The sequence below is a fragment of the Amycolatopsis sp. SID8362 genome (genome assembly GCF_010550475.1).
Classification (GTDB): Bacteria; Actinomycetota; Actinomycetes; order Mycobacteriales; family Pseudonocardiaceae; genus Amycolatopsis; species Amycolatopsis eburnea.
In genome coordinates this window covers 18,797-42,394 of the sequence record NZ_JAAGNB010001554.1, presented here as the reverse complement: position 1 = coordinate 42,394, position 23,598 = coordinate 18,797, and the positions used below count along the sequence as shown (strand labels likewise).

Sequence of the window (23,598 nt, the reverse complement as noted above, 5' to 3'; positions counted from 1 at the left end):
GCTGGTTCTCCTAGAGGTAGTGGCGTTGGCCGCGCTTGGCGGCGGCGTAGTCTTCGCGGGCCTTGCGGGTGCTGTCCAGTTCGGACACTTCGCTCACCGGGACATCCCACCAGCCGGATCCCGGCGGGTTCGGTCCGTAGAGGTCGGTTTCGACGTGCACGACGGTCGTCTCGTGCGCTGCCTTCGCCTGGGTCATGGCGGCTCGGAACTCGTCCACAGTCGTTGCTCGGAGGACGTGGGCGCCGAGGCTGGCGGCGTTGGCGGCCAGGTTGACCGGGAGCACGCCGCCGTCGAGCTGACCGGTGTCGCCGCGGTAGCGGTACCGCGTGCCGAACCGTTGTGAACCCAGGGATTCCGACAGCGAGCCGATCGAGGCGAACCCGTGGTTCTGCACGAGCACCACGATCACCTTGAGGCCCTCGGACACCATGGTGACCAGTTCCTGGGCCATCATCAGGTAGGAGCCGTCGCCGACGAGGACGACGACCTCGCGCTCCGGCGCCGCGAGCTTCACCCCGAGCCCGGCGGCGACCTCGTAGCCCATGCAGGAGTACGCGTATTCGACGTTATACGCCTTGGGGTCGCGGGCGCGCCAGAGCATCTGGAGGTCGCCGGGGAGCGAGCCGGCCGCGTTGATGACGACGTCATGGTCGTCGAGGACCTCCTGCAGCGCGCCGAGGATCTCGGTCTGCGCGGGCAGAGGCCCGTGCGCGGCGGCGAAGCAGGCGTTCGTGGTGCGGCGCCAGTCGTCGGCCAGCGCCCTGGTGCGGGCGCGGTAGGCGTCGTCGACCTGCCAGCCCTCGAGGGCCTGGTGCAGGGCTTCGATGCCGAGCCGGGCGTCGGCCTGCAGCGGGATCGCCGCGTGTTTGACCGCGTCGAGGCGCGTGACGTTGAGGTTGACGAACACGGGGTCGCCGAAGGCGGTGTGGCTCGCGGTGGTGAAGTCGCTGTAGCGGGTGCCGATGCCCAGCACGACGTCGGCTTCGGCGGCGAGGGCGTTGGCGGCCGCCGTGCCGGTCGAGCCGATCCCGCCGACCGCGCACGGGTGGTCCCACGGCACCGCGCCCTTGCCTGCGTGGGTGTCGGCGACCGGGATGCCGGTGGCCGCGGCGAACGCGCGCAGCTGCTCGGTGGCCTGGGCGTAGACGACTCCCCCGCCGGCGACGATGAGCGGCTTCCGGGCGCTCCGCATCGCCTCGACGGCGCGCTGCAGTGCGTCGGGCTCGGGGACGGGGCGGCCGACGTGCCAGACGCGGCGCCGGAAGAACTCCTCCGGCCAGTCGAACGCTTCGGCCTGGACGTCCTGCGGGAGGCACAGCGTCACCGCGCCGGTTTCGGCCGGGTCGGTGAGCACCCGCATCGCGGCGAGGGCGGCCGGGATGAGCTGCTCGGGGCGGGTGATCCGGTCGAAGTACTTCGACACCGGGCGGAAGGCGTCGTTGACCGTGACGTCGCCGCCGCGGGTGTCCTCCAGCTGCTGGAGCACCGGGTCGGGTGAGCGGGTGGCGAACATGTCGCTGGGCAGCAGGAGGACCGGCAGCCGGTTGGTGGTCGCCAGCGCGGCGCCGGTGATCATGTTGGTCGAGCCGGGGCCGGTGGACGCGGTGCAGGCGAAGGTCGCCAGCCGGTCTCGGGTCTTGGCGTACGCGGCGGCCGCGTGGACCATGCCCTGTTCGTTGCGCGCCAGGTAGTAGGGCAGGTCGGCTTCGCCGGTCTCGGCGGCCTGCAGCAGCGCCTGGCCGAGCCCGGCGACGTTGCCGTGGCCGAAGATCCCGAAGCAGCCGGGGATCAGCCGCTGCTCGACGCCGTCGCGTTCGCTGTACTGGTTCGCCAGGAACCGGACGAGCGCCTGGGCGGTGGTCAGCCTCATCGGGTGCTCCCCCAGGTCTCGCGGACCCAGGCGTGGGCCGGGTCGTCGGTGATCAGCCAGGCACGGTCGGGTCCCGGGCCGGCCATGACGTTGAGGTAGTAGAGGTCGTAGCCCGGCGCGGCCATCGACGGGCCGTGCCAGCCGTGCGGCACGAGCACGACGTCGCCGGAGCGGACTTCGGCGAGCACGTCGATCGGCCGGTCTTCGGTGCCGTAGACCCGTTGGTAACCCAGGCCGTTTCGGGCGATCTCGAAGTAGTAGATCTCTTCCAGCTCACGTTCGTGCTCGCCGTGCTCGTCGTGCTTGTGCGGCGGGTAGGACGACCAGTGCCCGCCCGGCGTCAGGACCTCGCACACGAGCAGCCGGTCGGCGTCGAACGTGCCGGGCAGGCAGTAGTTGTGCACCTCGCGGGCGCAGGTCCCGGCGCCGCGGGCCTCGCTGGGCACGTCCGTCGCCGGGCCGTAGCGCGCGGGGAGCCGCTGCTCGCACCGCGCGGACGGCAGGGCGAAGCGGCCACCGGCGTCGGTGGTGACGGTGAACTCCGTGTCGCGGGGCAGGTAGGCGAAGTCGGTGACGCCGTCGAAGGCGTCCTTCCTTCCGGCCAGTTCGAAGACCTCGCCGTCAGTCGTGACGCGGCAGGAGCCGGACAGCGGGAGGACGAGGTGCTCGGCGTCATCGGTCGTGATCTTCGTAGAACCGCCCGCGGGCAGGTCGAGGACCTTCAGGCCGGAGTAGCCCCAGCCGGCGGATTCGGGCGTGACGACCGTCGGGAAAGGACCGTCGCTCGTGGACAGTGCGGGCAGGTGGTGTTTGCTCACAGCAGGCTCACCGCCCGGTCGACCGCGCCGGCGACGTCGCCGGAAGCCGGGTAGAGCAGCGAGCGGCCGACGACCAAGCCCTGCACGGTCGGGTGCGCAAGCGCTTTCCGCCAGGCGGTGAAGGCGGCTTCGGCGTCGGCCACTTCCCCGCCGAGCAGCAGCACGGGCAGCGTCGAGGAGGCCAGCACGCGCGGCATGTCGTCCACCACGGGCAGCTTGAGCCAGGTGTAGGCGCTCGTTCGGCCGAGTCCCGAGGCGATGGTGATCGACTTGATCACCGCGTCCGGGGTCAGGTCGTTGCGGATGCGGCCGTCGGCCCAGCGGGAGAGGAACGGCTCGACCATGGCGATCAGCGCGCGGTCGTTCAGTGCGTCGATCGCGTGTGCGGAGTTTTCCAGCGCTTCGGCGGTGGCAGGGTCCTCCAGCGCGATGCGCGTGAGCATCTTGCCGCCGTCGAACCCCATGGCCGCGATCGTGGCGGCGTCGTAGCCGGTGAAGCGGTCGTCGATCTCGAACGCGGAACCGGCGAGCCCGCCGCGGTTCATCGACCCGAAGACGCTCTTGCCGTCGAGGACACCGAGCAGCAGCAGGTCTTCGAGGATGTCCGCGGTGCCGAGGACCCCGGTCACGCCGGGCCGCTCCAGCGCGGTGCACAGCCGGTCGAGCAGCTCGGCGCGGTCGGCCATCGCGGAGGGGTCGGCGCCGACGGCGTTGGCGCCGCGGGCCGGGTGGTCGGCGGCGATGATCATCGCGCGGCCGTTGTCGCCCAGCACGGACTTCGCCTTGACGCGGTGGGCCGCGGCTTCGGCGATCGCGGTGGGGTGCTGGACCCGGGTGGTGACGATGCGGCGTACGCGCTCAGACACGAGCGGCCTCCTCGAGCTTGGCGAGCACCTGGGCTTCGTCCGGCATGGCGTCGGCGCAGGACAGCTCGCCCGCGACGTGCGCGCCGGCGGCGTTGGCGAAGGTGATGGTGCGGCGGGTGTCCCAGCCGGAGAGCAGGCCGTGGCACAGCGCGCCGCCGAAGGCGTCACCTGCTCCGAGGCCGTTGACCACCTCGACGGGCACGGGTGGGACCTCGACGGCGCCATCGTCGTCGACTGCCAGTACCCCGCGCGGGCCCTGCTTGACCACGGCGAGCGAGACGCCGCGGTCCCGCAGCGCTTCCGCCGCTTCGTGCGGGTCGCGGACGCCGACCGCGGTCTCGCACTCGTCGAGGTTCCCGGCGGTGACGGTGACCAGCTCGAGGGCCTGGTGCACCCAGCGGCGTGCCGTCTCGCGCGACTCCCAGAACATCGGGCGGTAGTCCAGGTCGAGCACGGTGATGCCGCGGCGGCCGCGGGCTTCGAGCGCGGCGAGCGTGGCCGAGCGGCTCGGCTCCTGGCAGAGCCCGGTGACCGTCACCCAGAAGACGTCCGCGGCTCGGATCGCGTCGTAGTCCAGCTCCTGCGGCACGAGGTCGAGATCCGGGGCCTTGGGCGCGCGGTAGAAGTAGAGCGGGAAGTGGTCCGGCGGGAAGATCTCGCAGAACGTCACCGGAGTCGGCAGGTCCGCCGACTCGCCGAGGAAGCGGTCCGAAACGCCGTAGCCGGTCAGCGCCGTGCGGACGAACCGGCCGAACGGGTCGGCTCCGACCTTCGTGACCACGGCCGAGCGCCGCCCGTAGCGGGCCGCGGCCACCGCCACGTTGGTCGCGCTGCCGCCGAGGAACTTGCCGAACGAGGTGACCTCCTCGAGCCCCACGCCGATCTGCCGGGGGTAGACGTCCACCCCCACCCGGCCCATGGTCAGCACCTCGAACTCCGGATCCACTTCCCGCACCTCCCGCTGCTCCGCGGCTACTGTCGCGCTCTACTAGCGCGCTCTAGTGGCAGGGACTATCCTGGGTCGGAACCGGAGATGTCAAGGGCCTGGGACAATCGGCCCCGACCGGAGCAGAGGCGGGAGCGGGCGTGCACGACGGCGAACTCACGAGTAGGTCGAAGCCGACGATGGCGGACGTGGCCGCGAAGGTCGGCGTCTCCCGCGCCCTGGTGTCCCTGGTGTTCCGCGGCCAGCCCGGAGCGAGCCAGGAGACGCGCGATCGCGTGTTCGCCGCCGCCGAGGAGCTCGGCTACCGCCCCGACAACGCCGCCCGCCTGCTGGCGCGCGGCCGCAGCCGGACGCTGGGCGTGATGGTGACGGTGCACCAGTCGTTCCAGGCCGACCTCGTCGAAGGCATCTACCCGGAGGCCGAGCGGCTCGGCTACGACGTGCTTCTGTCGGCGACCGCGCCGAGCCGTGACGAGGCCAAGGCAGTCGAAGCCCTGCTGAGCCACCGTTGCGAGGCGCTGATCCTGCTCGGCCCGAACGCCGAGCGCTCAGCCCTCGACGCCCTGGGCCGGCGCGCCGTGGTGGCCGTGGTGGGCCGCCGCCTGTCCGGCATCCAGGTCGACAGCATCCACACGGCGGACACCAAGGGCATCCGCCAGGCGGTCGACCACCTCGTCGACCTGGGCCACCGCCGCATCGTCCACGTCGACGGCGGCAAGGAACCGGGCTCAGCCGACCGACGGCGGGCCTACCGCGCAGCCATGCGACGGCATGACCTGTCCGATCGAGTTCTCCCTGGGGCCCACGACGAGGAAGCAGGCATGGCCGCGGCCCGCCGGCTGCTGGCCGAGGATTCGCTGCCGACCGCCGTCGTCGCCGGCAACGACCGGTGCGCGATCGGGCTCCTGCACACCTTCGGCCGGGCCGGGCTGGAGTTCCCGCGCGACATCTCGATTGTCGGGTTCGACGACAACCACCTGTCACACCTGTCGCACATCGACCTCACGACGGTCCACCAGGACGCCGCCGGCTTGGCTCAAGCGGCCGTCCACGCCGCCACCGACCGCCTCGAAGACGAGACCCGCGCACCCGCGGAGATCGTCCTCGACCCCAAGCTCGTCGTCCGCGGCACCACGGGCCCTCCTCCCTTCTGAAGATGTGCGACAAATCTTGGACTTCCGTGATTCGCGCTCCGGGCGGCCGAACGGACGGTTCCGACCACGGCCCCGCAGTGTTCGACGATCCGTTGGGCGACCTCAGCGACGCTCGCTGGGAAGCCGTCACGATCGCCGGGCTGCCTTCGACGACAGCGAAGGTCGGCGTCCGCGATGATGGCGGCAGCGCAGGGTTCGATACGAACCAGCGATGTCGCGTTGCGCAGCCGTCTGAGGCAGCGCAGCGAATGGCTGATGGCCACTCGCGTCGGCGCTCTGCATGGGTGGCGGCCGCCTTCTGCACTGCCGGGGAAATCTGCGGCATCTCCGGATAGCGCCCCGGAGCCAGCCCGCTCGCCGGCTACGGCTGTGCGGGCTGCCACGCGCGTCCGGTCTCCATCAGGATCTTGCCCATCGCCGCACCGGCGGGGGTGAGCCGCTCGCCCCGCCGGTGCGCGAGCACGATCCGGCGGGTGGGCGGGCCAGGTGAGACGATCTTCAGGACCCGGATATCGCTCCGCAGGCGGTACAGCGACAGCTGCGGCACCAGGGCGATGCCCATGCCGACGGCGACCATCGCCTGTGCTTCCTGGTAGCTGCGCGCCTCGAAGGTCACGATCGGGTCGAAGCCCGCCGCTTCGCAGGCTTCCTGGAGCAGAGCCAGGACGTTGGGAGAGGTCCGGATGATCCACGGCTCCTGCCTGAGCTCCTCCATCCGGACCGACGGCCGGCCGGCGAGGTGATGACCGGAGGGCACCAGCAGGACGTTCGGGTCGCGGAAGATCAGCTCCGTGCTCCTCCCGGCCTCCCCCGTGCCGTCAGGCCTGTCCTGGTCCCAGGTGATGGCCAGCTCGATCTCCCGGGACTCGAGCAGATGATCGAGTCCCGACAGCTGCGCGCTGTGGATCCGCAGGTCGACCCCGGGGTGGCGGTCGCGGAACGCGGAGATCGCCGTCGGCAGGAACGACTCGGTGACGGTCGGGATCGTGCCGAGCCGGAGCGTGCCTGTGTTGAGTCCCGCGAGGTCGCGGAGCTCCTCGTGCGCGGCCGACACGATCCGCTCGATCTTCTCGGCGTGACGGACGACGGCGTGCCCGGCCTCGGTCAGGGTCACCCCTCGCGGCCTGCGTTCGATGAGCGGCTGGCGCGCCTCGTCCTCCAGTTGGCCGACCTGCTGCGATACGGCCGAAACCGTGTAGCCGAGGTTCGCCGCGGCGGCGGTCAGAGACCCCGCGCGCGCGACCTCGACCAGCACGAGCATGCGCCGGATGTCCATTCTCACCCCCTGATCCTACAGCTTGACTAAAGGAAGCTTCAGAAGCTTTAGCTGGTTCAAAACCTCCGGCGACTCCAAGCTTGTTCTCGAAGCGACGAGCCAAAGGAGTTTCAGTGAGTCCAACGGAGGAGGCCACGGTCGACATAGCGGCCGCGTGGATGCGCGGCGGGACGAGCAAGTGCTGGATCTTCGCCGCCGAGGCGGTCGAGGCCACCCCGCTCGATCTCGACGTGCTCCTGGAGAACGCACTGGGGTCTGGTGACCACCGGCAGATCGACGGCGTCGGCGGGGCCACTTCGACCACCTCGAAGATCGCCGTCGTCTCGCGCTCCACCGACCCGGGCGCCGACGTCGACTACCTCTTCGGCCAGGTGGGCATCGAGGACCGCGTGGTGGAATGGGGCAGCAACTGCGGCAACTGTGCCACCGCTGTCGGTCTGTACGCCCTCCAGGAAGGCCTGGTGGCCATCGACGGCGAGACGACGCCCGTTCGGCTGCGCAACGTCAACACAGGCGCGGCCCTGAGCGTCGCGGTCGCCACGCCGGGCCGGCGTGCTCCTCAGGACGGGGAGGCCCGCGTGCCGGGGGTGGAATCCGGTGGAGTCCCGGTCGAGCTGATCTTCCAGGGGCCGTTCGACTTTCCCGGGGCGTTCCCCACCGGCCAGGCACGGGAGGTCGTCAGCGCCGGCGGGGTCGTCGCCGAGGCCAGCATCGTCAATGCCGGGGCACCGGCGATCCTGATCGAGGCGGGCAGCATCGCGATGTCCGGAACCGAAAGCGCCGCGGAGATCGCCGAGAGGCTGCCGATGCTCACCGGGTTCCGGGCGGCCGGTGCGGTGCGGCACGGGCTGATCCTGCCGGGCAGGCCGGCCCCGAACGCGGTGCCGAAGACGGGGGTGATCGGACCGGCGCGGGACTACCGGACTTCCGACGGCGCTCTGGTTCAGGCACGGGACTACGACGTCGCCGTGCGCATGCTGTCCATGCACGCCGCGCACCCGGCGATCGGGCTGACGTCGGCGGTCGCTGTGGCCACGGCCGCGGCCGCCCCCGGGACCGTGGTGCGTTCGCTCCGGAGCGGCGGCGGGCGCACCTTGCGCATCGGCACCCTCTCCGGAGTGGTCGAGGTGGACTGGACCACCTCGTCGGGAGGCGGTGTCGACCGTGTGTCCCTGCACCGCGCCGCGCGCAGACTGGCGACCGCGGTCCTGCACGTCCCGACTGCGGGCGACCCCGTACGCCTCGGGACAACAGAACGTCCCGGAGGGACAGTCGAACTCCCGGTGCCGGCCTAAAAGAACGGCGCAGTCGTCAAGTCCATCTATCAAGGAGGATAGAGTGCTCACCCCCACCACGACGGCCGCTCGCATGGACCGTCTGCCGATCACCAGGGCGCACAAGATCGCCCTGGCCACCTTGGCTTTCGTGTTCCTCTTCGAGTTCGGCGACCTGAACACCTTCGCCTACGTCGCACCGGCTCTCATCAAGCACCTCGCGTTCTCCGTTCAGGACGTCGCGGTGGTGACCTCGGCCGCCTTCCTGGGCATGGCCGTGGGGGCCGTGTTCGGCGGCCGGATCTCGGACCTGATCGGCCGGAAACGGGCCCTGCTCTATTCGACCCTGACGTTCTCGATCTTCTCCCTGGTCAACGCGACCGGGTTCAACGTGCCCACCTTCATCATCTTCCGTTTCCTGACCGGTGTCGGTCTCTCGGCGATGGTCGTCGCGGCCACGACCTACATCTCGGAGGTCATGCCGGCCGCGCGGCGCGGGCGCATGCAGTCCGCCGTCATGGCCGTGGGTCTGGCCGGGATCCCCGTCATGTCGTTCTCCGCCAAGGGAATCGTCCCGCTGGGCACGGACACCTGGCGTCTGGTCTTCGTGCTCGGTTCCGCCGCGCTGCTGGCCGTCCCGGCCCTCGTGACGCTGCCCGAGAGCCCCCGGTGGCTCGTCCACAAGAACCGTCTGGAGGCCGCGGAGGGCGTCATCGCACGGCTCGAGCGCCGGGCCGGGCCGCTGACCCCCATCGACGAAACGCCGTCGACGGCCGCACCCGCACCGGCCCGCCAGGGGTACCGGGACCTTTTCCGGGGCCGGACCGGCCGCACGACCCTGTTCCTGGCCGTCGTGTGGATCTTCCAGACGCTCGGCTTCTACGGCTTCGTGGCCTGGGTCCCCACCCTCCTGGCGAAGCACGGTTTCAGCGTCGCCGAGTCCCTCGGGTTCGCCGCCCTGACCACGATCGGCGCCGTCCCCGGGGCCCTGCTCGCGTGGCCGGTCACCGACCGTTTCGGGCGCAAGGTCCCCCTCGTCGTCGTCTCCCTGGCCACCGCGGTCAGCGGCCTCGCCTACGGCCTGACCTTCAACCCCCTGGCCATCGTCGTCTTCGGCTTCTGCGTGCACCTTCTGATCCAGACCTTCGCCACCCTGCTCTACGCCTACAGCCCCGAACTGTTCCCGACCGGGCTGCGGAACGCGGGCAACGGGCTGGTCTACGGAACCGGACGGCTGGCGAACATCTTCGGCCCCCTGATCGTCGCCGCGATCTTCGCCGGTCTCGGCTACCAGGCCGTGTTCGGCTACATCGCCGCCTGCTGGCTGGTCGTCGCCGTGGCCATCGCCCTGTTCGGGCCGCGCACCGGCAAGCAGTCGCTGGAGGCGTTGTCCACGAAGACCGCGGAAACACGGAGGGCGCCGAAGCCGGCCGCCTACGCCAAGTCCTCGCCGGCCTGACGGTCTCCGTCGGCAACGAACGCATGGGAAGGAACACACCCTTGAACGGGTCGAACGCAACTGCGAACGTGGACGTCATCGTGGTCGGTGGCGGCAACGCCGGCTTCACCGCGGCGCACGCCGCCGCCACCCGCGGACGCAAGGTGCTGCTGCTGGAGAAGGCACCGCGGGAACTCTTCGGCGGCAACAGCTACTACACCGCGGGAGCGACCCGGATCGCGCACAACGGCCTGGCGGATCTGACGGACTTCATCGAGCCCGACGACCGTCACGCCGTCACCGAGGTACCGCCGTACACCCCGGCCGACTATGCCCGGGACATGGAGAAGGTCACCGACGGCCGCAACGACCCCGGCCTGACCGAGGTGCTGGTCCACGAGGCGGCGCCCACGCTGCGGTGGCTGCACTCCCTCGGCCTGAAGTATCGGCTCATGTATGAGCGCCAGGCCTACGAACGCGAGGACGGCACCTACCTGTTCTGGGGCGGCCTGCACGTCGGGAACGTCGGCGGCGGCGAGGGCCTGATTCACGACCACCTCGAAGTCGCCGGGAAAATGGGCACCGAAGTCCGGTACGGCCAAGACGTCTTCGGCCTCCTCACCGAGGGCGGCGCCGTGACGGGCGTGCAGGTCCGGCAGCCGGACGGCACCGTGCGGGAACTGCGCGCCGAGTCCGTCATCCTGGCAGCGGGCGGCTTCGAGGCGAACCGGGAACTGTGCCGGACGCACCTCGGCCCGGGCTGGGAGAACGCCAAGGTGCGGGGCACGCCCTTCAACACCGGCCAGATGCTCATGGCCGCCCTCGACCTCGGCGCGGCCAAGGCCGGGGACTGGGGATCCTGTCACTCCACCCAATGGGACGCCTTCACTCCCGGCAACGAATCCAACCGCGAACTGACCAACCGGCTCACCCGGCAGAGCTATCCACTGGGCATCATCGTCAACAACGACGGACAACGCTTCGTGGACGAGGGAGAAGACTTCCGGAACTACACGTACGCGAAGTTCGGCAAGAACATCCTCGAGCAGCCCGGCTCCATCGCGTACCAGATCTTCGACGCCACCCTGCGCCCGATGCTGCGCTCCGAGGAGTACGAGATGCCGGGCGTCTCGGTCGAGACCGCCGACAGGGTCGAGGATCTCGCAGAGCGGATCGGCCTCGATCCGGAGGCCTTGGCCAAGACCGTCAACGACTACAACAACTCCATCGACCTCGCGATCCCCTTCGACCCCAACGTCAAGGACGGACGCATGGCCACTACGACGCCGGTAAAGAGTAACTGGGCGACCCCGCTGACCACGGGCCCCTTCTACGCCTACGCGGTCACCTGCGGCATCACCTTTACCTTCGGCGGGCTGAAGTCCGACACGCACGGACGCGTGATGGCCAACAGCGGCGAGCTGATCCCCGGGCTCTACGTATGCGGCGAGATGCTCGGTGGCCTCTTCGCCGGCAACTACCCGGGAGGCTCAGGCCTCGCGGCCGGCGTCGTCTTCGGACGTCGTGCCGGTTCCGTAGCCTGACCGCGACGCCACAAAAGGCCGGGTAAGGGGCTGCCGCCGGCCCGGCATCCAGATGCCAGACGGCACCACGACCAAGGCGGACGCCGTCATCTGCTGCACCGGATTCGGGCCCGAGCTCGGCCACCTCGCGCCGCTGAAGCTGCGCAGCACGAGCGGCCACGTCCGGACCGAGGGCACCCGCGCCCTCGACGTTCCCGGCCTGCACCTGGTCGGCTACGGCGACTGGACCGGCCCCGCCTCAGCCACCTGATCGGCGCGGCCGGACCGCTCGCGCCGCGGTCGCCGACCTTACCGGCCGGCTCTCCTAGCCCGGCGAAGGTTCGCGAGGCTGCCGGAACTGAATACCGATGCCATCCAGCGGCCGGTACCGGGCCGAGCAGATCGGGGTGAACCCGACCGGCGGCGGCGTGAGCGCCAGCTCGGTCACCGTCCGGGTTCCGTCGTCGTCGCACCCGTACATCAGCGCCACCGGGTCGGGGAACCGGTCGGCAAAGCCCTGATCCCGCAGGTTCTGCAGGACCATGTCCCGGTACTGGGCCAGCAGGACCGCGTGCGCCGGCTCGGGCTTGACCCGCTGGGCGACCACGATCGCCTTGCCACCGTCGTGCAGCCGCAACTCCCCGACGAGCAGGCCCTCTCACGCGGTAGCCGCGGCGCAGGCCCGCGACAAACGGAGGTGGCTGCTCCCAGCGGTCGACGTGCCGGTCGGCGTAGGTGTCGACGTACTGCATCGCGCCGTTCGACAGATAGGAATGCTGCCACTGCCCGGATTCGTGGAAGCTGACCTTCATCGTGTGCGCTGTCGGCAGCGATACCAGGTAGACGTCGGAACTCGTCTTCGCGGACAGGATCTTCCACACCGTCGCCCTCGGCCCGTCGGCCGACCCCACGGCGAACCGGAAGCCTTCGCCCGGCCCGAGCACGAGCCGCTCGGGGCGAAGGTGATCCGGTCATGTGTGGACAAACGATCAGGGCGCCCGCAGGCGATACTCCAGCGAGGAACTCGCCAGCTGCTGCACAGCCGCGACGACGAGCCGGGTCGCCGAGATCAGGGTGTCGCTTTCCACGCAGTCGGCGGTCTCGGCCGGGGTCTGGTAGCCGGGCATCCCCATGCCGATCCCGACCGAAGCCAGCCCGGTCGCGGCGTAGCGGCGGTTGTCCGAGGGCATCGCGCCAGCCCGCAGCGGCACGCCGGTCTCCCGGCCGGCCTGGTCGAGCGCGGCGAGCAATGCGTGCGCCGCGCCGCCTGCTTCCACCGCGGCGTCGTCGCCGAGCTGGGCGGCGCCGTCGATGTTGAGCACGACCGTGTGTGATGGGCGGCCCCGCAGGCTCCGGCTTCCTCGGCGTCGAGGAACGTGACCGCCAAGCCGAGGCCGTCCGGGAGCGTGTCGACGAGCAGACGGGCGGCTTCCAGCACGACGGCGACGCCGGACGCGTTGTCCCGCCGCAGCGGGCAGCCGCTGCCTGGGGTCGTCGCCGACGCCGTCGAAGTGCGCGGTCAGCAGGATGTCCGGACCTCCGCTTGGGGCCGTGCGAACCGCGGGTTGATCAGCGTGACGGAGACGTCGTCGCGCGAGGTGAAACGGTTGGCGGCTATCACGCCGGGGGCCGCACGGGCGTGACAGCAGGTGACCCAAGTCACTTCGACGGACCGGCACGGAGAAGCTCGAGGAATGGGAAACCAGACATTCCACTGATCCGGGAAAAATCGCTTGCACTGTTCGGGGTAATTCCCGCCATCCGGGCCCCCCGGCCGGAACCCGGTGGTTTGCTCTTCGCGTCGAACGGCCGGAGCGAACAGGGCGGTGGCGATGAGTGGTCCGTTTTCGGACGCGACGGGCGATCCGGCCGCGCAGGTGGATCAGTGGGTGGCGCAGGCGAAGGAGAAAGCCCGGCGCTACCAGGCGATGCAGGCGGCGGTCGGCCAGGTGTCGGTGACCGAATCCGGCGGGGACGGCCTGGTCACGGTCACCGTGGACTCGGCCGGAAACGTCACCGACCTGCAGCTCACCGACCGGGTCCGCGAGCTGTCCGGCGCGCAGGTCGCGAAAGCCGTGCTGACCACGTTGCGCCGGGCACAGTCGCGGTTGCCGGAACGGCTGGCCGACGTCATGGCCGACACGATCGGGGACGACCAGCGCACGGTGGACACGATCGTCGGCAATTACCGGGCGAAATTCCCGGAACCGGAACCGGAAGAACCGGAACCGGCGGCGGAGAACGTGCGGCGGATCGGCGGGATCGAGGAAACCGCGGCCGAGCCGGCGCCGCCACCGCCGCCGCGCCCGGCCCGCCGCCCGCCGGAGGACGACGGCGGTGACGAGGATTTCGGCGGTTCGTTCATGGTCCGCGAGTGAGCGAGGGCGCACGATGGCAGGAGAGGGCTACCAGGTCCGGCCGGACGAGCTGGCGAAGCACGCGAAGGCCGTGGAGCAGGTCTCCCGCACGCTCGGGCAGGCGCTGTCGGCGGCCGAGCAGGTGACCATGGGCGTGCAGGCCTACGGCTTGATCTGCGGGCCGCTGTTCGTGCCGATGGTGCTCGCGGTGAGCGCGCCCGGGCTGCTCGCGCTCGACGCGGCCAAGGAGGCGATCGGCTCGGTATCGCAGTCCGTGGACAAGGCGGCGGAGAAGTACCGGGAGGCCGAGCGGACGCACGCGAAGACCCTGACCGATCTCGGCAAGGGGCTGTCGTGAGCAACCCGCTGGTCGCGCAGAAGCAGGACTCGACGAACTGGCACACCGGCATCAACGTCATCGACGACGCCGCCGGGGCCTACGACGGGATCTCCTCGGGGAACTGGATCGAGGGCGGGATCGCGGCCATCGGCGCCGGGCTGGACCTGCTGACGATGGCGATGAACCCGGTCGGCACGCTGATCTCCTACGGGCTGAACTGGCTGATCGAGCACGTGAAGCCGTTGCAGGACGCGCTGAACCACCTCGCCGGGGACGCCGACCAGATCGCCGCGTACGCGCAGACCTGGAAGAACGTCGGGCAGGCCGTCAGCCAGGCCGCGAAAGACCTGGCCACGACGGTGCAGCAGGACACCGCGCACTGGGCGGGCGCGGCCGCGGACTCCTACCGCGCCGGGATCAAGAAGAAGCTCGACCACATCACCGCGGCGGCCACCTGCGCCAACGCGATCAGCACCGTGGTCGAGATCGTCGGGGTGCTCACCGGCATGGTGCGCGGCCTGGTGCGGGACATGGTCACCCAGGCCATCGGCGACTTCATCCAGGACGCGCTGGAGGAGGTCTGCTCGCTCGGGCTGGGCACGCCGGTCGTGGTGGCGCAGGTGGTCGAGCAGGTCTCGGCGTGGATGGAAAAGATCGGCGCCACCATCAAGAAGCTGATCAACTCGGTCGAGAAGCTGCGGCCGCTGATGAGCAAGCTGGAAGAGATCTTCGCCGCCGTCAAGAAGATCATGAGCGAGCTGCACGGGCGTCCCGGCGAAGCCGAACCCCACCTGAACGGCGAGGGCTCCACCCACGTGTCCTCGGCCGCCGAGGAACCCCACGCCAAGCCGGGCGGGGAGGAACCGCGGACTCCCGCCGGCGAGGAAACCCACCCGTCCGAGGCCGGCGGCGACGGCACCACCCCGTCCGGCGACCGGCCGGGGGAACCGAAAGAGCCCGACGCCCGCGAGAACACCGACCCGGCGAAAGACGGCCGGCCCAACGAAGAGAAATGCACCGGCGGCGACCCGGTCGACCTCGCCACGGGCGAGATGCTGATGTCGCAGACCGACGTCGACCTGCCCGGCGTGCTCCCCCTGGTGCTGCGCCGGACGCACATCTCGACCTACCGCCTCGGCCGGTCGTTCGGCCGGTCCTGGGCGTCCACAGTGGACCAGCGGATCGAGGTCGACGCGGACGGCGTCTGCTACGCCGGGGCGGACGGCGTCCGGTTGACCTATCCCCTGCCCGCGACCGACGGCAGCCCGGTGTTCTCCTCGCACGGCGCCCGCTGGCCGTTGCGCGCGACCGGAGCCGGGGAGTTCACCGTCACCAGCCCGGGCGACGGGCAGATCCGCCACTTCGCGGCTCCGGCGGGAACCGGGCCGGTCGCACGCGGACTGCTCTCCGCGATCACCGACCGCAACGGCAACCGCGTCGCCATTCTCCGTGACGAAGCCGGGACGCCGACGGCCATCGACCACTCCGGCGGCTACCACGTCGCCGTCGACTCGGTGGCCGGCCGGATCACGGGACTGCGCCTGAAGCGCGCGTCCGGCGGCGACATCCCCCTCGCCGGCTACGAATACGACGACGCCGGCCGGCTGACCGCCGTCGCCAACTCGTCCGGCCGCGCCATGCGGTTCGAGTACGACGGCGACGGCCGCGTCACGCGCTGGACCGACCGGAACGGCCACTGGTATGCCTACCACTACGACCACGCGGGCCGGGTGGTCCGGACCGACGGCAGCGGCGGCGCGCTCGCCTGCGCCATCGCGTACGACGAGCGGAACCGGGTCACCACCTACCGCAATTCGCTCGGCGCGGTCACCACCTACCACTTCGACGACGACTGGCAGCTGGTCCGCGAAGTCGGTCCGCTCGGCGCGACGACCTCGTACGAACGCGACGCGTACGGCCGGGCCACCGCGGAAACCGATCCGCTGGGCCGCACCACGCGGTACGAGTACGGCCGGACCGGGGAGCCCACGCTCGTCGTCCACCCGGACGGCACCAGCACCACCAGGACCGAGGACGAACACGGATCGACCGTCGCGGTCACCGACCCCGACGGCGCGCGCTGGACCTACCGGCGCGACGAACGCGGCAACGTCGTCGAGGAAACCGATCCCGCCGGCGCGCTCACCCGTTACGAATACAACGAACTCGGGCACCGCCGGGGCGAAACCGACGCGCTGGGCAACGTGCACCGGATCGAGGCGGACGCCCGCGGCCTGCCCACCGCGGTGATCAACCCGCTCGGCCACACGACGCGGATCCGCCGGGACGAGCTGGGCCGGATCACCGAAGAGACCGACCCGCTGGGCAACACGACCCGGACGACGTGGACCGTGGAAGGGAAACCGCTCACCAGGACGCGTCCGGACGGGACGGTCGAACGGTGGCGGCACGACCCGGAAGGCAACTTCGCCGAGTACTCCGTCGGCGACGGCCCCTTGCTGTCGATCACGACGACCCACTTCGCCCTGCCCGTGACCCAGGTGAACGCCGACGGCAGCCGCGTCGAGTTCGGCTACGACACGGAACTGAACCTGACCACCGTCACCAACGCGCAGGGCCTGGTGTGGCGGTACGAGTACGACGCGGCCGGCTTCCTGGCGCGCGAAACCGACTTCAACGGCCGCGTGACGACCTACGAACGGGACGCGGCCGGCCGGCTCGTCAGCCGCACCAACGGCGCCGGGGAGACGACCACCTACCACCGCGACCCATGCGGCCGCGTGGTGGCGACGCAGTCCCCGGCGGACACGATGAGCTTCTCCTACGACGCCGCCGGGCGGCTCGTCTCCGCGTCGAGCCGCGACTCGGCCATCACGCTGACCAGGGACGCCCTCGGCCAGGTGGTGGCCGAGACGGTGAACGGCCGGACGGTCACGTCGGAGTACGACCTGCTCGGCCGCTGCGTCCGCCGGCGGACGCCGGGCGGCACCGTGTCGGCGTGGGAGTTCGACGCCGCCGGCTCGGCGGTCGCCCTGCACAGCGGCGGCGGCACCCTGGCGTTCAGCTACGACGCCGCGGGCCGGGAAACTGCGCGGACGAGCCCGGCGGGCCTGCGCCTCGCCCAGACGTGGACCGCGAACGACCAGCTGCTCAGCCAGACCGTGCTGGGCGGGAGCGCGGCCGAACCCGTGCAGCAGCGCACTTTCCGCTACCGCCCGGACGGCAACCTCACCGCCGTCACCGACCGGCTCGCCGGCGCGCGCAGGTTCGACCTCGACGGGTTCGGCCGGGTCGAGCAGGTGCACGGCCGGCGGTGGTCCGAGCACTACCGCTATGACGTCGCCGGCAACCTGGCCGGTGCGGCGAGGCAGGGCGAGGCGCCGGACCCGCCGTGGCGCTACACCGGAACCCTGCTGCACGAAGCAGGTCCCCTGCGGTACGAGTACGACCGGCAGGGCCGAGTCGTCCGCAAGCAGCGCGGCGCCGACGTCTGGAAGTACGCCTGGAACGCCGACGACCGGCTGGTCGGCGTGCGCACGCCGGACGGCGCCGACTGGCGTTACCGCTACGACGCGCTCGGCCGGCGGATCGCGAAGGAGCGGCACGCCCACGGCCAGGTCGTGGAGCGGGTCGACTTCGTCTGGGACGGGACGACTCTGACCGAGCAGGTCACCCACCAGCGCTCGGTGACCTGGGACTACGACCCGTCGTCCCACCGGCCGCTCGTCCAGGTGGAGCGCACCGAAGACGACCACCGGAGCACCGACGAGAAGTTCTACGCGATCGTCACCGACCTGGTCGGCACCCCGACCGAACTGCTGGACGAGCACGGGAACGTGGCGTGGTTCGCGCAGACCACGGTGTGGGGACGGCCGGTCGCCCACGGCGGCGGCGCGTCGACCCCGCTGCGGTTCCCCGGCCAGTACGCCGATCCGGAATCCGAGCTCAACTACAACTACTTCCGGTACTACGACCCGGAATCCGCCCGCTACCTCAGCGCCGACCCGATCGGCCTGGCCGGCGGGTACGCACCGCACAGCTACGTGCCGAACCCGTTCGTGTGGCTCGACCCGCTCGGGCTCTCCCTGCTCGACGTCATCAAGAACGGCGTCCGGATCGTCGTCCACGAGTACGACGACGACTGGCCCGCACACGCCCACGTCTTCAACGGCAGGCGGAACATCCGGATCGGCCCGAACGGCCATCCGATGGAAGACGAGCCGGAGCTCAGCCGCGTGGAGCGGCAGGTGGTAGAAAACTTCAAGAAGGAGATCCGGAAGGCCGTCCGGAAGCTCGGCCGGCGCAACCAGGCGCAGGAGGCGGAGCAGAAGGCACAACGCGAAGCGAAGGCCAAACCTTGTGACAAGTGACCCCACCGCGACCCTGCGCGGCGATCTGACCGCATTGCTGGCGAACGCCGGCCTCGTCGACGTGGACGTCGACGAGGCCCTCGCCGACGAGCACGTGCGGTCGTCCGCCTACCGGCGCGTCGTCGCGGTCGCTGCCGCCGGCGAGAACCGTGACGGTGACCGCGAGCTCGTGGCCGCGCTCGTGCGCGACCCCGACCAGCTGGCGGCCAAGTCGGCGGTGGTCGACCTCGTCGACCGGGTCGCGGCGAAGGCCGCGAACCCGGCGGGGTTCCGGGAGTGGGCCGACGGGATCCTGCCGGAGGCGGACCGGCTCCGGTCCGAAGGCAACCGCGCCTTCGTCCGCCGCCGGGTCGGTGACTGGCTGCTCTACTTGTTGGTGAAGGCCGGTCACGTGCCGGCCGAGGCGGAACTGGCCGAAGTCACGCCCTGGATGCAGCGGCTCCTGGCCGAAGAATCGACGTCGCAGCCGGTCCTGGCGCTGCTCGCCGAGTCGGGGCACACCCGCAAGATCCGTAACATCGCGAAGAACCGGGCTTGACGGCTGCTCCCCGGTCCGTCATTCCAGGGGAACGTAGTCGCCACCGGCCTGAGCGGCGGCGAGGTCGGCGTGTGTGGAGGCGCTGGTCATGAAGCGCCCTTGGACGACGCGGACGTAGGAACCGTCCAGGGGAAAGACGAGCACGAACTTCTTTCCGTCGTTCCCGCGCGGCACGAGCCCCTTCGTAGGTGGGCGGCGGCCAGGCCGGCCTCGCCGCCGCCCAGATTGCGGGGTGTTCGCGCCGCGCAGCCGCGGCGCGAACACCCCGCTGTAGTGCTCAGGTTGCGGTGTCGAGTGCGGGTGGGTGTGGCTCGCCGGTGAGGGCGGACAGGGCGGCGGCGACTTCGGTGATGTCGGCTTTGATGTAGGTGGTGGTGCTGGAATCGCTGCCGCTCTCGGCGTGACCGGCGTAGGCGCGGGCGACACCGATGCCGAAGCGGCGTTCGACCCATTTCAGGGTGGTGTGGCGAAGCCAGTGCACGGACACGCCCATGGCTCTGGCCCAGTCGAGGATGTTCTGGACGCGGCTGAAGATGTAGTAGTAGCGGCGGCCGGTGATCGGCTTGCCGCTGGCGTAGCGCAGCAGCTGGCCGTCTCGGTCGCCGTCGCCGCGTTCGTCGCTGTGGGCGACCAGGTGCCGCATCAGGGTGGGCGACACCGGCTGCCAGCGTTCGGTCTCCCCTTTCTCCCGCAGAAGGATGAGGCACTGCTGCTGGTCGAGGTCCCGTGGCCGCAGGCTGTCTCGACGTGCAGCCGGCAGATCAGGGCGTCGAGCTCCGGATCGTTGCCGGTGCTGGCGACGACGTCGGAGAGTTCGGCCAGGCCACGGCGGGTGGACGGGTTGCGCCGTGGTTTGGTGACGCGCTTGGCCGGGTTGTCCCGGTCGTCCATGCGCTTGTCGTTGACCAGATGCTTGTAGAGGCAGCGGATGGCGGCGATGAAGTTCTCGGCGGCGTTGCGGCCACCGCGGGAGTTGCGCCGGATGAGGGCGGTGCGGCGCGCGATCTCGGCCTGGGTTTTGATGTCGCTGGCGGTGATGGTGTCCATCCGTCGCCCGTCCCACGCGGCTTGGGCCTTGTTCCAGTAGGAGCCGTAGGAGGCCGCGGTGCTGGCCGAGACGAGGCCGGCGACGACGGGGATCCATTCGTTGATCGTCGGGACGGGCTCGCGGTCACTGGCGTTGGCCGGTTCAGTGAGCAGGTCGGCGGGGTCGACGCCCAGGCGCGAGAGCAGCAGGCGGGCGGCTTCGAGGTCGGCGGCGTTCGTGGTCGTGGTCTCGGTCATTGGTCCGTCTCCCCGGCGGCAAGGGAGGTGTGGAAGTCGCGCAGCATCGCGTGCACGACGTGTTCGGGGTGCACGACCAGGACGTCGCAGGCCAGGTCTGCCACGAGCAGGACCCGGCTGCCGGCTGGTACGCGGCAGCCGTGGCGGACCGGTGCCGGCAGCACGACGTACGGTTTGGTGGTCATCCGGAAGATCCCGTCGCCGCGTCGGCAGATCACTACGGACGAGCGGATTTGGGTGATCAGCAGCCGGTCCCCCGGTTTCCAGCCCAGAGCGGTCACGACGCTTCGGTCCTGGATCCGACCGGAGGCGTCCAGCAGGGCGGTGGAGAATCGCCGCTGCCCGTCGGCAGCCAGGTCCGGCAACGCGGGCATCGGCAGCGGGACGAGGGTTGCGGCCGGTCCAGGCGCGGGTTCGTGCACGCCGGTGCGGGGCGGGAGCGTGAGCGGCGGGATGCCGGTCATGACGCACCTCCCCGACAGCGGTCGTGCGGGGAGGGCACGGTCAAGATCAGCGTAGCCGAGGTCGGCTGGGGCTGAACGTCAGAAAGACCCGCCGTGGCGGGCCTGTTACTCTGCGATGCGGGAGATATCCCGTGTTTTTGTGTCCGAGGACGATCTTGCTCGCTCGAAACAACCCTTAGCCTCTAAGATACTTTCCAGATGAGCGACCAGGACGCTAGGAGCAGGTAGCCACGGCCGAAGACCGACCGTGGACGATCTTGCTAGCTACCACACGCATTCGCCTCGCCCATTGACCTGCAGGCGGCGACTGGCGTAGCCGGCCTGCTTCGTCTGTCGATCATGCTCTCATTGCGCGCTACTGCAGTCCTCGCCCAGGACGATGGCGCATCTAGCCAGCCTGGGAAGAGACGGACCTCACTCGAGATTCTGCGTCGCGCCGGAGATGCCTGCGACTTCCTTAAGCTGCTCCGGGGACAGGGAGGTCTTGAGAATCGCCCGCGTGACATTCACTTTCCTAAAACTCACGTTGCGGAGGTCAGCGTCGGTGAGATCAGCTTCCGTAAGGTCAGAGCCTCTGAGAACGGCTTCGTTCAGGGTTGCGCGGGTGAGATCGGCCTGCGAGAGGTCGACGCCCTCAAGGTGGGCTCCCGCCAGGTCCAGGCCAGACAGCACTTGTCCGCGCAAGTTCGTCCGGTCGAGAACCGCGCCCTTCAGCGTTGCCCCGCGGAAGTTCGTGCCGTCAAGGTTCGCCCCGGTGAGGTCCGCCTTAGTCAGATCGGCGTTGGCGAGGTCGGCGCCAGCGAGGTTGGCTTCGCTGAGGATGCACGACGCCAGGTTGATGCCGCTCAGTTCCGCACCAGTCAGATCCACGCCTCGAAGATCGAGCTGCCCGACCTGCCACCAGTCCGGCCCAGGCTGGCGGGACCTATGCAGGATTCGTTGAGCGGTCAGGCGAACCTGCCGCTCTTCCAGTCCGGCACGCACCAAATCAGGGGAAGCCTCATCGTCCCTCTCCGCAGCTGTTTGACTGCCGGCAGGAAGCGGCATGCGCAAGTACGCGCACACAACGTTGAGGATCGTCTCGCGTTGAGTAGTAGAGGTTCGCCCTAGGCGATCCAATGCGTACAGGCCGCCGAGGCGCACTGGAGCGGCATCTGAACCCAGTTGCTCCACCGCTTTGGTGTACAGCTCGGTAATCCTGCGCTCTGTCGCATCATGTTCGGTCTGTTGGGCCACAGCGCGCTGATCGGCCAAGGCAAGTTCGGCGGAGCGTTGACGTCTGGCCGCCAGCAACAACGCAGCCGCACCACCGGTACCGACGACGATGGTACCTGCCGTGCGGATAGCATCTAGCTGCACCGCGGGAGCACCGCCACCATAGAGCCGGAGCAAAACCACAACAGCTGTTGTTCCGATCACCAGAAGAGTGGCGGCGCCTAGAGCAATGCTTCGGACTGAAATAACGCGCAGATCATCCGGCTGATCGCTCGTTTCTCGTCGATTGTGACTGAGCAGTGCGGCACCACCGATTACCACCAGCACGAACGACGTGGGAACGGCCCACCAGGTCTTCAACCAGTTCCATAACGGGCTCCACCATGCCCTCACCGCCCAGCCAGCCAGCGCCACGCCCCCGCTGATGCAAATCCAGGACAGGAACAGCGTCACCCGACGTCGAGGGGGCAAGTTCATGAGTCGTCTTCCTCGGAGTGTGGAGTTGGTCGTCGATAGGATCGCCCATCCCTTGCTGCTTCAAGCATCTCTCGGGTGAGGACCTGCTCTTGCGGCCACTGCAGTTCAGTGAGCCTATCGAGCCCGTCTGGCGCTCCGTCGGTATTGTCGGCAGCAGGCGCAGAGATATCGTCGAGAAGCCGGTCGATGAGCAGTGCCAGCGATCCTGGGCCGCTTCCGCCGTAGCCCCAGTTGATGCCGTAGTAGTAGTGTTGAGGTGCCAGCTGAAGGATTCCATTTCCTGTTCGAACCCAGATCGGCCGGTCGAGAATTACTTCGGCTAATTCGCCGTTCTCGACTGTAAGGCGTTGCGGTACCGCAACAGTCAGGGTGCCATCGGAGTTCCGGACGGCGGGCGCTCCGCTCACCGGGTCAACCATGGGCTCGGACTGTCCGCCGAGGTACTCGTGGAACGCCGTGCGTTCCCCGGCAACCGTGAGCCTTCTCGCCCATTCCGCACCGTAGCGGGAGTTGGGGCGGACGGTCTCGGTGCTGGCATACCGGAAGTTCGCCCCACCGTCCCAACCACCTACGATCCGTACGCACTCAAGGGCCACGAGGTCGCTGCGGGACAAGACGTCGCGCCAGCCGGCTTGCGCGACTGCCTGATCGATATCATCGGGCTCAGGAAAGTCGATTGGCCTTGCAGCGATCATGGTAGTCAATTCCATCGACTTGCCACGCCGCTCGTGCGACTCTGCCACTATCTTGAGATCCAGAAGGGCTCCCTCGGTTGCCCTTCGCTGTGCTACACGAGCCAGCTGTACCAGGACCTGCTGTGCCGGTTCTCCGTCAGCCAATGCGCTCGCCAACCGCAGAAGCGGCATAACGTCCACGTCTGGGTTTGGCAGGTAACTGACTGTTGTGCTACTGGGCGTCCATTCCTCCATAATATGAGGGATGCGAAGAGAAAACGGCCAATAAGGCGCGGGTCGCCCCAGTACGCGCGAAAGATCGGCCCATCGCGCAGCGAAATCCGCCCAGGTCGGATTCTCGTGCCCGGGCTGGGCCGTACCCACTGTAGGTCCGTCTCGACCGAAGTCCGACGCTATCCTGACCAGCGCATCGGCCTCGGGGAACAACTCCGCGACCTCAAGCGCCGTCGGACCGTGGTGGTGGCGAAGTGGCCAGCAAACCGCAACGATGCCAGATTCCGTGGCCCACTCCTGGATCACAGCGTCGACAACTTCCGTACTTCCTCGGTACGTCGCTTCGTCTCTGGCGTCCGGCCAATACCTCAACGATGTTTGGCGGAGCAGCTCTCGCCGGCCGGTCAACGCAGCCCACCGGAACAGGTCGTTCTCGTGCCAGTACAAGCGATCGTCGTGACTACCTGCCGGCACGCAGAAACTTCGGCGCCAGTGGTACCACCTGGCTTGCAGAGGTCG

General features: G+C 69.6%; 22 protein-coding genes and 1 pseudogene. 9 read left to right on the top strand and 14 right to left on the bottom strand.

What is annotated here, in order from left to right; translation table 11 throughout:
* Positions 1 to 10 precede the first annotated feature (10 nt).
* Genes iolD through iolC form a run of 4 tightly spaced genes read right to left on the bottom strand, consistent with a single transcriptional unit; the run spans position 11 to position 4,500 of the window.
* Positions 11 to 1,870: a 3D-(3,5/4)-trihydroxycyclohexane-1,2-dione acylhydrolase (decyclizing) gene (gene iolD, locus G3I65_RS47725; protein WP_160702027.1), complete on the bottom strand. Its 1,860-nt coding sequence runs from the start codon at positions 1,868 to 1,870 to the stop codon at positions 11 to 13.
* The gene (gene iolB / locus G3I65_RS47720; RefSeq protein WP_160702024.1) at positions 1,867 to 2,688 is read right to left on the bottom strand and encodes a 5-deoxy-glucuronate isomerase; all 822 of its coding nucleotides are present in this window, start codon (positions 2,686 to 2,688) and stop codon (positions 1,867 to 1,869) included. Before iolB ends, iolD begins: the two co-directional genes overlap by 4 nt.
* Positions 2,685 to 3,554: an aldolase gene (locus tag G3I65_RS47715; RefSeq protein ID WP_160702022.1), complete on the bottom strand. Its 870-nt coding sequence runs from the start codon at positions 3,552 to 3,554 to the stop codon at positions 2,685 to 2,687. The genes iolB and G3I65_RS47715 overlap by 4 nt, the downstream gene beginning before the upstream one ends.
* Positions 3,547 to 4,500: a 5-dehydro-2-deoxygluconokinase gene (gene iolC, locus G3I65_RS47710; protein WP_309236040.1), complete on the bottom strand. Its 954-nt coding sequence runs from the start codon at positions 4,498 to 4,500 to the stop codon at positions 3,547 to 3,549. Before iolC ends, G3I65_RS47715 begins: the two co-directional genes overlap by 8 nt.
* A 140-nt stretch (positions 4,501 to 4,640) precedes the next feature.
* Here iolC and G3I65_RS47705 point away from each other — a divergent pair, with 140 nt between their 5' ends.
* Positions 4,641 to 5,654: a LacI family DNA-binding transcriptional regulator gene (locus G3I65_RS47705; RefSeq protein WP_160702020.1), complete on the top strand. Its 1,014-nt coding sequence runs from the start codon at positions 4,641 to 4,643 to the stop codon at positions 5,652 to 5,654.
* A 361-nt stretch (positions 5,655 to 6,015) separates the two neighbouring features.
* Here the strand turns inward: G3I65_RS47705 and G3I65_RS47700 are convergent, their stop codons facing one another.
* Entirely contained in the window at positions 6,016 to 6,930 is a 915-nt protein-coding gene (locus G3I65_RS47700) for a LysR family transcriptional regulator (RefSeq protein WP_239071884.1), read from the bottom strand.
* A 113-nt stretch (positions 6,931 to 7,043) separates the two neighbouring features.
* On the opposite strand from G3I65_RS47700, the gene G3I65_RS47695 reads away from it, so the two are divergent.
* From G3I65_RS47695 to G3I65_RS47680, 4 genes are all read left to right on the top strand, one after another.
* Positions 7,044 to 8,225, top strand: a complete 1,182-nt coding sequence (locus tag G3I65_RS47695; RefSeq protein WP_309236039.1) for a PrpF domain-containing protein — start codon at positions 7,044 to 7,046, stop codon at positions 8,223 to 8,225.
* Positions 8,226 to 8,268: 43 nt separating this feature from the next.
* The gene (locus tag G3I65_RS47690) at positions 8,269 to 9,663 is read left to right on the top strand and encodes an MFS transporter (RefSeq protein ID WP_160702016.1); all 1,395 of its coding nucleotides are present in this window, start codon (positions 8,269 to 8,271) and stop codon (positions 9,661 to 9,663) included.
* A gap of 68 nt (positions 9,664 to 9,731) precedes the next feature.
* Positions 9,732 to 11,186 carry an FAD-dependent tricarballylate dehydrogenase TcuA gene (gene tcuA / locus G3I65_RS47685; RefSeq protein ID WP_309236038.1) on the top strand — a complete coding sequence of 485 codons (1,455 nt, stop codon included), beginning with the start codon at positions 9,732 to 9,734 and terminating at the stop codon, positions 11,184 to 11,186.
* Between the two features lie 52 nt (positions 11,187 to 11,238).
* Complete coding sequence (locus G3I65_RS47680; RefSeq protein WP_160702012.1) at positions 11,239 to 11,436, top strand: hypothetical protein; 198 nt, start codon at positions 11,239 to 11,241, stop codon at positions 11,434 to 11,436.
* Positions 11,437 to 11,490: 54 nt separating this feature from the next.
* Here G3I65_RS47680 and G3I65_RS47675 read toward each other — a convergent pair whose 3' ends face one another.
* The 3 genes and pseudogenes from G3I65_RS47675 to G3I65_RS59185 form a co-directional block, all read right to left on the bottom strand.
* Positions 11,491 to 11,802: a hypothetical protein gene (locus tag G3I65_RS47675; RefSeq protein WP_160702010.1), complete on the bottom strand. Its 312-nt coding sequence runs from the start codon at positions 11,800 to 11,802 to the stop codon at positions 11,491 to 11,493.
* Between the two features lie 352 nt (positions 11,803 to 12,154).
* Positions 12,155 to 12,487, bottom strand: a complete 333-nt coding sequence (locus G3I65_RS56745) for a hypothetical protein (protein ID WP_239071877.1) — start codon at positions 12,485 to 12,487, stop codon at positions 12,155 to 12,157.
* Positions 12,488 to 12,501: 14 nt separating this feature from the next.
* A pseudogene (locus G3I65_RS59185) lies at positions 12,502 to 12,636 on the bottom strand (M28 family peptidase); the annotation flags it as partial.
* A 361-nt stretch (positions 12,637 to 12,997) separates the two neighbouring features.
* On the opposite strand from G3I65_RS59185, the gene G3I65_RS47665 reads away from it, so the two are divergent.
* The 4 genes from G3I65_RS47665 to G3I65_RS47650 are packed head-to-tail and all read left to right on the top strand — an operon-like array spanning position 12,998 to position 18,731.
* Positions 12,998 to 13,543: a YbaB/EbfC family nucleoid-associated protein gene (locus G3I65_RS47665; RefSeq protein WP_160702008.1), complete on the top strand. Its 546-nt coding sequence runs from the start codon at positions 12,998 to 13,000 to the stop codon at positions 13,541 to 13,543.
* A gap of 13 nt (positions 13,544 to 13,556) precedes the next feature.
* Complete coding sequence (locus tag G3I65_RS47660) at positions 13,557 to 13,880, top strand: type VII secretion target (RefSeq protein ID WP_160702006.1); 324 nt, start codon at positions 13,557 to 13,559, stop codon at positions 13,878 to 13,880.
* Positions 13,877 to 18,193, top strand: a complete 4,317-nt coding sequence (locus G3I65_RS47655) for a DUF6531 domain-containing protein (protein ID WP_160702004.1) — start codon at positions 13,877 to 13,879, stop codon at positions 18,191 to 18,193. The genes G3I65_RS47660 and G3I65_RS47655 overlap by 4 nt, the downstream gene beginning before the upstream one ends.
* Positions 18,183 to 18,731 carry a hypothetical protein gene (locus tag G3I65_RS47650; protein ID WP_309236037.1) on the top strand — a complete coding sequence of 183 codons (549 nt, stop codon included), beginning with the start codon at positions 18,183 to 18,185 and terminating at the stop codon, positions 18,729 to 18,731. Before G3I65_RS47655 ends, G3I65_RS47650 begins: the two co-directional genes overlap by 11 nt.
* 18 nt (positions 18,732 to 18,749) lie before the next feature.
* Here G3I65_RS47650 and G3I65_RS56740 read toward each other — a convergent pair whose 3' ends face one another.
* The 6 genes from G3I65_RS56740 to G3I65_RS47630 form a co-directional block, all read right to left on the bottom strand.
* The gene (locus G3I65_RS56740) at positions 18,750 to 18,905 is read right to left on the bottom strand and encodes a hypothetical protein (protein ID WP_160702002.1); all 156 of its coding nucleotides are present in this window, start codon (positions 18,903 to 18,905) and stop codon (positions 18,750 to 18,752) included.
* Between the two features lie 103 nt (positions 18,906 to 19,008).
* Positions 19,009 to 19,374, bottom strand: a complete 366-nt coding sequence (locus G3I65_RS58940) for a hypothetical protein (RefSeq protein WP_309236036.1) — start codon at positions 19,372 to 19,374, stop codon at positions 19,009 to 19,011.
* A complete protein-coding gene (locus G3I65_RS58935; protein ID WP_309236035.1) occupies positions 19,374 to 20,015 on the bottom strand; it encodes a hypothetical protein in 642 nt (213 codons plus the stop codon). The genes G3I65_RS58940 and G3I65_RS58935 overlap by 1 nt, the downstream gene beginning before the upstream one ends.
* Positions 20,012 to 20,479: a hypothetical protein gene (locus G3I65_RS47640; protein ID WP_239071876.1), complete on the bottom strand. Its 468-nt coding sequence runs from the start codon at positions 20,477 to 20,479 to the stop codon at positions 20,012 to 20,014. Before G3I65_RS47640 ends, G3I65_RS58935 begins: the two co-directional genes overlap by 4 nt.
* 414 nt (positions 20,480 to 20,893) lie before the next feature.
* Positions 20,894 to 22,147: a pentapeptide repeat-containing protein gene (locus G3I65_RS47635; RefSeq protein WP_160702000.1), complete on the bottom strand. Its 1,254-nt coding sequence runs from the start codon at positions 22,145 to 22,147 to the stop codon at positions 20,894 to 20,896.
* Between the two features lie 20 nt (positions 22,148 to 22,167).
* Positions 22,168 to 23,037: a hypothetical protein gene (locus tag G3I65_RS47630; protein ID WP_160701998.1), complete on the bottom strand. Its 870-nt coding sequence runs from the start codon at positions 23,035 to 23,037 to the stop codon at positions 22,168 to 22,170.
* Between the last annotated feature and the right edge of the window lie 561 nt (positions 23,038 to 23,598).